This is a genomic window from Acinetobacter pecorum (assembly GCF_014837015.1).
GTDB lineage: Bacteria > Pseudomonadota > Gammaproteobacteria > Pseudomonadales > Moraxellaceae > Acinetobacter > Acinetobacter pecorum.
Genome location: NZ_JACSPT010000002.1, coordinates 186,646 through 198,564 on the forward strand (window position 1 = coordinate 186,646; position 11,919 = coordinate 198,564).

At 43.1% G+C, this 11,919-nt stretch carries 10 protein-coding genes; 2 read left to right on the forward strand and 8 right to left on the reverse strand.

Annotated elements, in window-relative coordinates:
- Positions 1-95: 95 nt before the first annotated feature.
- The gene (locus H9629_RS02455) at positions 96-2,600 is read right to left on the reverse strand and encodes an acyl-CoA dehydrogenase (RefSeq protein ID WP_064101403.1); all 2,505 of its coding nucleotides are present in this window, start codon (positions 2,598-2,600) and stop codon (positions 96-98) included.
- Between the two features lie 356 nt (positions 2,601-2,956).
- On the reverse strand, positions 2,957-3,970 hold the full coding sequence (lipA, locus tag H9629_RS02460; protein ID WP_064101402.1) for a lipoyl synthase: 1,014 nt from the start codon (positions 3,968-3,970) through the stop codon (positions 2,957-2,959).
- Between the two features lie 213 nt (positions 3,971-4,183).
- Here lipA and sthA point away from each other — a divergent pair, with 213 nt between their 5' ends.
- Entirely contained in the window at positions 4,184-5,599 is a 1,416-nt protein-coding gene (sthA, locus tag H9629_RS02465) for a Si-specific NAD(P)(+) transhydrogenase (protein WP_144724773.1), read from the forward strand.
- 97 nt (positions 5,600-5,696) lie between these two features.
- On the opposite strand, the gene H9629_RS02470 is transcribed toward sthA, so the two are convergent.
- The 5 genes from H9629_RS02470 to H9629_RS02485 all read right to left on the reverse strand — a co-directional run bounded on the left by H9629_RS02470 (position 5,697) and on the right by H9629_RS02485 (position 10,040).
- Entirely contained in the window at positions 5,697-6,026 is a 330-nt protein-coding gene (locus H9629_RS02470) for a four-helix bundle copper-binding protein (protein WP_064095509.1), read from the reverse strand.
- A gap of 278 nt (positions 6,027-6,304) precedes the next feature.
- Positions 6,305-7,270 (reverse strand): TauD/TfdA dioxygenase family protein, encoded by a 966-nt coding sequence (locus H9629_RS02475; protein ID WP_064095508.1) that lies wholly within the window; start codon positions 7,268-7,270, stop codon positions 6,305-6,307.
- Positions 7,271-7,447: 177 nt separating this feature from the next.
- Positions 7,448-7,582: a hypothetical protein gene (locus H9629_RS15450; RefSeq protein WP_263600624.1), complete on the reverse strand. Its 135-nt coding sequence runs from the start codon at positions 7,580-7,582 to the stop codon at positions 7,448-7,450.
- Complete coding sequence (locus H9629_RS02480) at positions 7,575-8,789, reverse strand: MFS transporter (protein ID WP_064101401.1); 1,215 nt, start codon at positions 8,787-8,789, stop codon at positions 7,575-7,577. Before H9629_RS02480 ends, H9629_RS15450 begins: the two co-directional genes overlap by 8 nt.
- A 156-nt stretch (positions 8,790-8,945) precedes the next feature.
- Positions 8,946-10,040, reverse strand: coding sequence for an OmpW/AlkL family protein (locus H9629_RS02485; RefSeq protein ID WP_191730473.1), 1,095 nt, complete (start codon positions 10,038-10,040; stop codon positions 8,946-8,948).
- A gap of 441 nt (positions 10,041-10,481) precedes the next feature.
- Here H9629_RS02485 and H9629_RS02490 point away from each other — a divergent pair, with 441 nt between their 5' ends.
- Positions 10,482-10,661, forward strand: a complete 180-nt coding sequence (locus tag H9629_RS02490) for a hypothetical protein (RefSeq protein WP_064095505.1) — start codon at positions 10,482-10,484, stop codon at positions 10,659-10,661.
- A 290-nt stretch (positions 10,662-10,951) separates the two neighbouring features.
- Here the strand turns inward: H9629_RS02490 and H9629_RS02495 are convergent, their stop codons facing one another.
- Positions 10,952-11,740, reverse strand: a complete 789-nt coding sequence (locus H9629_RS02495) for an A1S_2505 family phage non-structural protein (RefSeq protein ID WP_191730474.1) — start codon at positions 11,738-11,740, stop codon at positions 10,952-10,954.
- Positions 11,741-11,919 lie beyond the last annotated feature (179 nt).

An 11,919-nucleotide genomic window follows, 5' to 3' on the forward strand; every position in this document is an offset into this window, starting at 1 on the left:
AAAAAGTGGCAGAAAAGCCACTTGTAAAGCTTCCAGAGTAAAGCAATAAAATGACTTCACTCTGGAATTTATGACATCTTAAATCTAAGTTTTATTTAAGGTGATACTGAGTGTGAAGGATCAGTTTGCACTGAAGTATCCGTTCCTTTAGCATCTTCCTTGATGAGATACGGATTCTCAAGCTCTAATACCTCATTCAATTGCAGATCAAATACATCGGTCAACATGCTGTCATAACGGCGCGCATTATAGTGCACCAGTTTTTCTGCTTCCTGATCATTAATAAAGCCTTGTTGATGTGCATCGGCTACATGCTCAGCAAAACTAAGTCCTTTAAATTGTCCTTTATTTTCAGCTTTTTTAAAGCGATCCCAGAGCTTTTCAATCTCTAGGAGCAGATTGAAAGTTGATTCCATACGGCCAGTGACATCATTTTCATTGATATTATAGTAGACATGTTTTTTGAGTGACTGCCGGAAAGCATTGTCTTCCATCATACTGTTCGCTACCTGTTGTTTCAGATAGTCTGATGGTTTCTGTACCGGACGGCCAAATGGGAAACATAACAGTTTGACCATACCTGCTGCTGCACCTGATGGAAAGTTGGCAAACAGGTCAAAAAATGCTTCTTGCGCTGTATACAGAGACTTTTCTACCGCAAGCTGTGCATGTAAACGCTCATCTTCAGTTTTTTTACTATGCTCAAAAAACTTGAGAATTGCCGATGCAATAAACAGGTGAGCATGAATGTCGGCCAGACGACCCGAAAGCATTTCCTTACGTTTGATATCACCCGCGAGTAATCCTAGGCACATATCCGCGGTCAGGGCAAAGTTGGCACTCAGCCGGTTAATCACTTTGTAATAAGGATGGGTAAAGTCAACCGCACTTTGCGGTGCAGCACTGGAGCCACCTGTAAAGGCATAGGCAAAGGAGCGGGCAGTCCGGTTAAAGGTGTATCCCAAATGTTTAAAAAGCAGGTCATCGAAAGGGTTTAGAGCGGCAGCCCGATCTTCAGCCTGTAAAAGCTGTAATTCTTCATAAAGATAAGGATGGCAACGCATTGAACCCTGACCGAAAATCATCAGGGAACGACTAAGAATATTGGCACCTTCAACGGTAATGGAGACTGGAATTGCCTGATAGTAAGGCGCCAGAAAGTTGCGCGGACCCATCTGAATGGCGCGGCCACCGACCACATCCATACCGTGATTGACCACTTTACGCATACCTTCTGTCGCATAATATTTGGCAATCGCCGTCATTACTGCAGGCTTGCCACCCTGATTCAGACCACAGGTGACCAGATAACGGAAGGCTTCCAGCATATAGGTATCACTGGCGATTTCACTATTGGCTTCCTGTACCCCCTCAAACTTACCGACTGAAATTTTGAATTGCTGACGGATACGAGAGAAAGCACCCACATTTAAATAAGTCATTTCTGCCGTAGACGTAGACAGCGCTGGTAGGGAAATGCCACGACCGACTGCCAGACATTCCATCAGCATGCGCCATCCTTTACCGGCATTTTTGACGCCACCAATAATCCAGTCCAGTGGAATAAAGACATCTTTACCTTCAACCGTACCATTCATGAATGGTGGTCCCGGGTTATGCCGTGGTCCCACTATTACGCCTTCATGACTGGCAGGGAGCAGGGCACAGGTAATGCCGTATTCAGTCTGTTCACCCAGGAGATGATCAGGATCATACATTTTAAAGGCCAGGCCTACGACTGTTGCAATTGGGGCTAACGTAATCCAGCGTTTGGAAAAATTCATTCTCAAGCCCAGAACTTCCTGGCCTTCAAACTGACCATAGCAGACTACACCGGTATCAGGAATCGCACCGGCATCCGAACCGGCCTCCGGGCTGGTCAGACCAAAACAGGGAATTTCTTCACCGCGCGCCAGACCTGGCAAATAACGGTTTTTCTGTTCTTCAGTACCGTAATGCAACAATAACTCACCCGGACCAAGAGAGTTTGGCACCATGCAACTCACGGCTGTGGTGAGCGAGCGGGAGGAAATCTTGCTCATCACCCGGCTTTGGGCAAAGGAGCTGAAGGCGCGACCACCGTATTCTTTGGGAATAATCAGACCCAGAAAACCATGGTCTTTGATGTATTGCCAGATGTGCTCAGGCAGCGCTTTTTGCTCATAAATTTCCCATTCATCCAGCATGCTGCACAAGGTTTCAACTTCATTGTCCAGAAATGCCTGTTCTTCTAGCGACAGCTTTGGATAAGGATAGTTGTTAAAGGTTTCCCAATTCGGTGCACCCATGAACAGCTCTTTTTCCCACCAGCTGGTTCCGGAATCCAGTGCTTCGCGTTCTGTCGGACTAATGCTCGGCATAGCATTGGCCAGTGCTTTATAGGCCGGTTTGGAAATAAACGACATGCGCAAAGGTTCGATCATTACTACAAGGCTAATCAGGATGAGCGGAATACCGAGAATAAGTGACCATGGGCTAATAAAGGCACATACCACTGACATAATAATTAGCGTGATTGCACCCGCACTACGCGAGAGCTGAAAATAGAAAACAGCCCATAAACTGAGTAATAGCAGTAGTACAGCAAATATAAATAGCATTGTTATATTTCTCCAGATTTATACCAAGCTGGCTTTGCCAAGATCCCTCATGGATATTTCGTTATTACAATTCATTCATTCTTGTCACTTGAGATTTGGATAGCTTCAGCAGTGCACGTGTGAGAATGATCTTTTTCAAGTATTAAAATGAATAAGATAAGTTGTTTATCTATTTTTGAGATTGTTTGAAAAATGCTCATTCTTCAAGTGAGAACGCGCAAAGAAATGTGAAGATAAGTAATGACTTAATCTTTGTCTAATAGAGAAAAAACAGCTTAAGGCTGAGTAAAATTTTAATTATAGATATTAAAAAGCCCTCTACTTGAGAGGGCTTTTATTTCATCTATTTAAACCAATTAAGCTTCAATTGTCTGAACTGCAATTTTCTTGGCAGGATCAACCTTACGACGCACTGATGGTACAGGTTCGCCATAGTATTGACGGTCGGCAAAATAGCTTGAACGAACCATTGGCGCTGCCCAGATATTACGGAAGCCCAGTTTTTGACCATGTTCAGTATAACGTTCGAATTCTTCAGGTGTCACGAAGCGGTCAATCGCTGCATGTTCCTTGGAAGGCTGCAAATACTGACCAATGGTGACATAGTCCACGCCATGCGCATGCAGATCATCAAGCAGGGCAAGCACTTCTTCTTCAGTTTCACCAATTCCTACCATTAGTCCACATTTGGTTGGAATGTCTGGGCAGTATTCCTTAAACATTTTCAGCAGGTTTAAAGAGTGCTGATAGTCAGAACCTGGACGCATGGCTTTATACAGACGTGGCACTGTTTCGATATTATGGTTAAACACATCAGGCGGACACTCAGTCATGATGCGTAGCGCAATATCCATACGGCCACGGAAGTCTGGCACCAGAATTTCCAGCAGGGTATTCGGGCTTAAGGCACGTGCCTCTTTAATACAATCTACAAAATGCTGAGCACCACCATCCAGCAGATCATCACGGTCTACGGAAGTAATTACTGCATATTTCAAACCCAGGTTGGCAATGGTTTCAGCCATATGACGCGGTTCATCTGCATCGAGTGCATTTGGACGGCCATGAGCCACATCACAGAACGGACAGCGACGGGTACAGATGTCCCCCATAATCATAAAGGTAGCAGTGCCGCCACCAAAACATTCAGGCAGGTTTGGACACGCGGCTTCTTCACATACGGTATGTAATTTTTGCTGACGAAGTGTAGTTTTAATGCGTTGTACTTCATCAGGTGCTGCCATTTTGACGCGAATCCAGTCCGGCTTCCGTGGTGTTTCAACCGTAGGTACAACTTTTACAGGAATACGAGCGACCTTTTCCGCGCCACGAAGTTTGACACCCTGTTCTGGTTTACGGTTTTCAGACATATTTAACTTTCCACTGTTTTTGAAGGGAGGAGATAATCAAAGATAGCGCCTTTATTATAACGGACTTAGCTACAAATGGGGCAAAAAGGACTATTCATTTAAAAAATGTTCTTATCAAGTAATATATGTGAGTTAAATACACCAAATCAACAGGATTTACGTCATAATAAGCAGGTAGATTAAAGTAAATTTTTTAATTTTGAGGAGCGTTGAATGCCACGTAAAAAAGAGGTCGTTAGTGGGACTTTCGTTAAATATGATGCGGTAGTTCTAGGTTCGGGCCCTGCGGGCGAAGGCGCGGCAATGAAACTTGCCAAATCAGGTAAACGTGTTGCAATCGTTGATATGCGTGAACAGCTAGGTGGTAACTGTACCCACGTTGGTACGATTCCAAGTAAAGCATTGCGTCAGACGGTATCGAGCATCATCCGTTATCAACGTGATCCAATGTTTCAAAAAGTAGGTGAATGGAAACAGTTCACCATGAAGCAGGTGCTTCGTAATGCACATAAAGTGATTCAACAGCAGGTTGAAACACACTCGCGTTTTTATGATCGTAATAAAATTGATATCTTCCATGGCCGTGCCTACATTCAGGATGAAAATACCATTTTTGTATTTACCCCGGATGGCATCAAGGAAACGATTCAGTTTAAACAATTAGTGATCGCGACCGGTTCTCGTCCTTACCGTCCTGAAATTCTCGATTTTAATCACCCGCGTGTATTTGATTCAGACAAGATTCTGGATCTGGATTATACAATCCAAAAGATCATTATTTACGGTGCAGGGGTCATTGGTTGCGAATATGCATCGATCTTTATTGGTCTGGGGCATAAAGTTGACCTGATCAATACCCAGCCGAAACTGCTCAGCTACCTGGATGATGAAATTTCTGATGCATTGTCTTATCACTTGCGTGAACAGGGTGTTTTGATCCGTCATAACGAACAGATTGATTATCTTGAAACGTCTGATGATTATGTCGTTCTGCATACTCAGAGTGGCAAGAAAATTAAAGCAGATGCAATTTTGTGGTGTAACGGCCGCTCAGGCAATACCGATGGCTTGGGTCTGGAAAATGTCGGCCTGAAACCAAACGGTCGTGGTCAATTGACTGTAAATGATCAATATCAGACTGACGTTGAAAATATCTATGCTGCTGGTGATGTGATTGGCTGGCCATCTCTGGCTTCTGCTGCCTATGACCAAGGTCGTTGTGCGGGTGCAAACATGAGTGGCGAGAAAGACGTTGCTCCGGTCACTGATATTCCAACCGGGATTTATACCATTCCTGAAATTTCTTCGATTGGTAAGAATGAACAGCAGCTGACTGAAGAGAAAATTCCATATGAAGTCGGTCAGGCATCGTTCCGTCACCTGGCACGTGCACAGATTACCGGTGATACTGTGGGCGAATTGAAGATTCTGTTCCATCGTGAAACGCTGGAAGTTTTGGGTGTTCATTGTTTCGGTAATAATGCATCTGAGATTATCCACATTGGTCAGGCAGTCATGAACAGCCCGAACAATACCATCAAGTACTTTGTAGAAACTACCTTTAACTATCCGACTATGGCGGAAGCTTATCGTGTGGCAACGCTGAATGGTATGAACCGTTTATTCTAATTTGACTCATTCAAGTTAGCCAAAAACCCGCAAGATCAATCTTGCGGGTTTTTCTTTTTTAATCTTTATAGCTACTTTTGACCAGTCACCGTGAGGGCTAGGCAGCCATTTTTCGACATTCTTCAGCACAACGGCGGCATGCTTCGGCACATTGCTGACAATGTTCATGTTGGTGCTGACCACATTCTTCTGCGCAGTAGTCACATGCTTTTGCACAAAGTTCACATATCTCATGCATGAAAGGAGACTGCTTTTGTTCCATACGGGCACACAGCTGACAAATATCTGCACAATCCAGACAGCGCTGGATACATTCCCGCATCATCTCTAGCTCTTTTTCTTTAAGACAGGCGCTGGCACAGTTGGCACATGCGAGAGAACAGCTCATACAGGTCTGAACACAATCTGAAAATTGAAGCTGATTCATTGTTGTTTCCTCTTTCCAGGGGTTTATTGCTGATTTTCTAATACGCTAAGCAGAAAAAGGAAAATACACCAGACAGATTAAGTGAGAAAAAGTAAACCGCTACTTTGTTTTGTTAAAGATCGACTGGATCAAAGCTAATATTCAAAGTTAATTTTTTGCTTGAAAATAAAAAACCATTGAGGTGGTCAAAGTCTCAATGGTGGAAGATCGACATGATGAATTGTAATTATTGAAGGTTTAAGCTAGTTCTACCTTTCTCGTTATTCTCGTTTTTATTATTAAAATGGACGGCTACCTGCCAGACTGATACGTTTCAATAAACGGCGCTGATCAGCCGGGAAAGGACGACGGGAGTGCAGAGTCACCTGATTGTCCCAGAACACGATATCGCCCACTTCCCAATGATGTTCATAAGCGAACTCAGGTTTTGAAATATGCTCACGCAATGTTGCAATCAGTTCGCTGCCAGCCTGATCATCATAATTGACCAGTTCAACTTCGGTATGCGTATTCAGCCAAAGTGCTTTACGACCGGATTCGGGATGAGTGCGCACCAGTGGATGTGGATAGGCATGACTTAATATGGGCTGATCTTTAAAGCGATACAGCGGGCTATTGCCATAACCTTGATCCTCAACCTGATCTCTAGTTTTTTGACGGCGCACGAATGGGTTGTAAGTAATCAGTTGTAGCTGATCAATTTGTGCTTTGGTTTCTTTATCGAGTGCATCATAGGCTTTAATGGTATTGATCCAGCTGGTCTGACCGCCGTCCTGAGGCAGTTCAATTGCATACAGAAGGGAACCAAAAGAAGGTAGGGGTGTCCATTGATGATCGGCATGTGGAGTCAGTTCACCATGCCCGGTGTAATCTCCCTGACCAACAGCATTGGACACCGGAACGACATCGGGTGGAACACCGCTATCTGACTGCGCAGCCAGTACCGGTGTATCTGCACCTGGGCGGAAAATGGAACCGAAATAAGTTGAAAACGCCAAGTATTGTAAATCATCCAGACTTTGCTGCTTAAAGATCAAAATCAGGTGCTCGGCCAGCGCCTGTTTTAATTTCAGAATGGTTTCAGATGACTGTGCTTTACGGGCATCCAGACCATAGACCACTGCACCTAAGGCCTGATCTGTTTGCGGAACAATCTTGATTTCAGTCGGATGTTGAAATTGATCTTGCTGATGCCAGCGTGGAGCATCATGAATGGCTTGTGAAAGTTGGGTTAAGCTGGTCATTATCGAGTCTCAGAATTTTTTAATAATCAGAATCTAAGAAAATTCCGGACTGAAATAAAATCAAAAGAAGTGATAAGTTTATGAAGAAGCTTATATTTTTATTATTTTGCTGATTTTACAGCATTTAACTTATTCTGCGATGGATTGCGTGTTTTTTGCTGAGGATATTCCAGCAGATTAGTGGGCACAGAAAGCCTGATTAAAATATTCAAACAGCTCTGGGGTTTGAAACCACAGCCCAATCGACAAAGCCATTAAAAGCAGAAGGACTACAGTAATCGAAATTTTGAGTTTCAGTAGAGAATCAGTCATGGACGATTTGCTCCTCATTGACCCAGAAATGTACCATTACCCCAAAAATGCTGAGGACAATTGACAGCATCCACACCGCATCATAATTGCCACTCAAATCATGGTTGACTCCACCCAGCCAGCCACCGAAAAATGAGCCAACTTGATGGGTGAAAAATACAATACCGCTGAGCATGGTCAGATATTTTACCCCAAACATATTCGCGACAATGCCATTGGTCAGCGGAACGGTCGATAACCAGAGTAATCCCATGATGACACCAAAGGCATAAACTGTCCATGTACTCAGAGGCAGCATGAGAAAGGCAATAATCGCGATCCCGCGCAAACCATAAAGCCCCATCAGCAGATGCGGTTTGGAATATTTGCCACCGAGCCAGCCGGCAGTATAGGTACCTACCACATTAAACAAACCGACTAGCGCCAGAAAAATTGTACCTGTTGTGGCATTAAAACCATGATCGATCAGATAGCCAGGCAGGTGGATGCCAATAAATACCACCTGGAAACCACAAACAAAAAAGCCTAAGGCCAGAAACCAGAATGGTTTATGATTTTTTACTACCACCAGAATCTGTTTAAAACTCAGTGAGACTTTATTCGGGGTAGAGGCTGCATTGGGATTAACATACATCGGTGCTTTTAGCATCCAGGCCAATGGCACAATCAGTGCAATCAGAATGGCACTGACCACCAACGCTGCTGACCAGCCGACATTCTGTAAGAGTAAAAGGGTCGAAGGCAACATGATAAACTGGCCAAAAGATCCGGCTGCACTGGCAATTCCCATGGCCAGACTACGCTTTTCTGGCGGTGCTGCACGCCCCACTGCAGACAATAACACCGGAAATGACGTAGCTGACAGGGCGAGACCCAGAATTAATCCTACACTCAGATTGAGCAGTAGCCCGGTCGAGCTGACTGCCATCAGGAGCAGGCCAATTGTATATAAAGCTCCACCTACAGCAACGACAATCTTGCTACCATATTTATCGGCAAATGCCCCGGTAATCGGCTGAACTGCGCCCCAGATCAGGTTTTGCATGGCAATCGCCAGACTAAAAACATGATGACCCCAGCCAAATTCTTCACTCATCGGCACCAGATACAGGCCGAATGCATGGCGTACGCCCAGCGACAATGCCAAGATAATGGCGGAGCCAATGAGCATAAAAACCAGAGCTTTGGAAAACTGACCGTCAGCCATACATCATTCATGCCTATAAAAGTTGATAGGTATAGTATTCGATTCAAGCAAGAGAGACGATTAAATAAAAATTGATCAAAAGATAAATTTTTTTTATCAATATCATTCGCAAAAAAAACGGCCGGAGCCGTTTTCTTTAAAAAGTAAAAAATTAACTTAGAAGCGCATTCCAAATCCGGCATAGGCCAGAATCGGATTAATTTCAATATCGGCTTTGGAACGAATCAATTCACCTAAATTCGCATCTGTGACCGTAATTGTGGTGTCATTTTTTAAATGGGCATAAGTAACCGAGCCGACAGCAAACCAAGTGTCATTAAAGTCATAGCTAAAGCCGACCGTGGCCACAGGCGCGAAAGTATCGGATGCCTTCAGATCAACTTTCGGATTGGCGGCGCTTGGTGTTCCGTCCAAGGAAGCACCGGCTTTTCCTTCCTTGATATCGGCAATCATATGTCCTGCAGCAATCAGGTCCTGTTCGGTACGTGAGTTAATTTCCAGTTCATTGAAATAGGCATACATCACACCTAAACCAACATAAGGGCGGAATTTATTGACCCCGGTTTTACCAAAGTGATACTGGAATTCGAATGCGGGTGTCCAGGCACGAGCAGAGGCGGTAGGACCATAAGCTTCCAGGTCGGTAATCAAAATATCATTTTTTAATGAAATACCAGGTAAATCAATTCCACCTGGAATTTGCGGAATCAAATCAATACTTGGAGTCGCAAGTGCAGAAAATGGTGCATAGATTTTACCACTACCTTGTAGATCCACTTTGGGTGGAATGCCGGCTTTCATTTCAAAAGAAATATTATCGGTAAAATAATAGTTGGTTAAAATGCCTAGGGTGGTGACATCATCCGCTACCAGACCTGTACCGGGATTATCCCAGCGTTCCAGTCCATAAATTTCAGCTTGCCCACTTAAGGCTGCAGGTAATGTTTCTGCATTGAATGCATCCAGAAAATTGACAAAAAACGAGGACAGATTGGGGTCCATTTCCGGATCGAGATTATTTTTGACTGAAGCAATTGATATGTCACCTACTTTTGATGTTTCACTTTCTTTGACAGCAGTATTCACCTTAAATGGTTGAGCTTTACCCTGTGGCATTACATGCAATGCACCAACTGATACAGAAAAGCGTTTAAAGCCATCTCCATCCTGCAAGCTAAAATAAGGGGAATCTGCATGAGCGACCATAGGTAAAGTCGCCAAGCCTGCCATACATGCCAGCATTTTTTTCATTGATTTGGAACTCCATGTCCAGTGTATTTATTCATTTTTCTAGTTCATTAATTATGTGAATTAAATTTAAAAATTCAGTTATAGAACAATAGGCTAAAAGTTAATCAATAGTTAATCTTGGTAACGGCTGTATGCTTTATGTGTATCCTAGTTTTTTTTTTAAAGAAAAGTGCTTTGAAAAATGAGGAGTTTGCTGCTTAATTTTAATGTAAATATAAAGAAAGTTTAGCTTGGAGTTAATTCAACTATCGATCAAACTAATTTTTGATTATCTACATGATATTTTAAGTAAATTTTAGGCTGGGCATGGTTCATGTAAATGTCTGTCTGAGCATATTTATTATTTTAAAAAATACGTCGAAATGAATTTATCCAAGATGCTGCTACCCAGTAGGTTGAGTTTTTTTGTACAATAGTTCTATATATTATTGAGTGAATCATATGAGCACCCAAACGACTCCCAAAAAAAAGCCCCTGGTCAATTTACCTTTCCCTATTAAACAAGCAGAGCAAAATGCTGCCGAAGAAGTTCTAGAAGATTTAAGACCAAGACCGCAGCGCTATGCTGACCGTACCTGGATGCCGCCACGTGGTACTCGCCGTTCAATGGGCAAACGCTAATTGATCCCACTCAAAAAGCTATGATAAATCATGGCTTTTTTTGTGGAAGTTTTTAGCGGGAGTGGTGATCTGTATTTCATTTTTGCAGCTTCCTGAGCATGAAAAAGTAAAAAACCGGATGATCCAAATCTCTTTCAGTTTTATTCTTAATAAAGCAAACGAAATATTTAAGCTTTCTAAATACCAAACGAAACAAAATCCAGACCTGATCTATTTCATATTCAGTATTTGAGTAGCTAAAAAAAAGCCAATTCAGACATTGGCTTTTTTAAAAGGAGTACTGTGGCCACTTAACGAATACTTTTACGTGCTTTATTTTCCGGTTTGGGTGGAGCAATTTCTCGCTCACCTTGCCAGACATCAATAAAATCTTTCTCGTTAATATTATAAAGTTCCAGTAGCGCTAAAATCACGCCTCCAAACAACATGGCACCTTCTTTCTGGCTTTGAAAATCGACCAGCTTGGTATTCAGGTTATGCAGGATATCTTCAATTTCAAAAACACGTTCCCGTCCATTGCTGTCGGTCGGGTAGATCTGAGTATTTAAAATAATCCTTGCCAGACTTTTTTCATTTTCAGTCAAAGGCAGTTCTTCAATCAGCTCATCACTGGCCGGAGTTAAAATGACCGAATCACGGAAAATGGTATGCAAGAAATTTGCGGTTAATTTGGGCAAGGGTTTTTCGACAAAAGGACGGAAAGATTGCGGGAAAATGACATTGCGCGAGATGCCTTTGAACATCGGTGCAATTTCCTCGACCTTATAACCTGCGATCCCGCAGCCTATGGAAGTAATAAAATATTTATTTTTAGGATGGTTTTTGGTGTAAATCTTAAAGTCATCAATATAGTGCTGGATTTGTGAGAGCGGCATTTGTTGCAAATGCTCGTTCATGGTGGGAATGGCATAGCTTTGACCCGCCCAGCCACGACCGACGCCCCTGACTGCGCCAAAATGCTCAAGTGCCGTTCTAGCTGCTCCACCACCATGCTGGCCAGCAAGGTTGCTGCCAAACACAAAAACGGTATTTTCTGGAAGGGATTTAACAATACTTTCATCGTGATAGTGGTAAGTCATAATTGTCTATTCTAGGCCATCCTGATCTTCATGTTGCCCGTGAAATGAAGAGGGGTCAAGGCATTATTCTGCAGCACTATCCAAACAGATAAGTCAGTATTCCACCCATGCGCCAAAATATGATGCAGAGTACGCCCAAATAAAGCTGCTGGCTAAAAATACATGGTCTGTACTATATT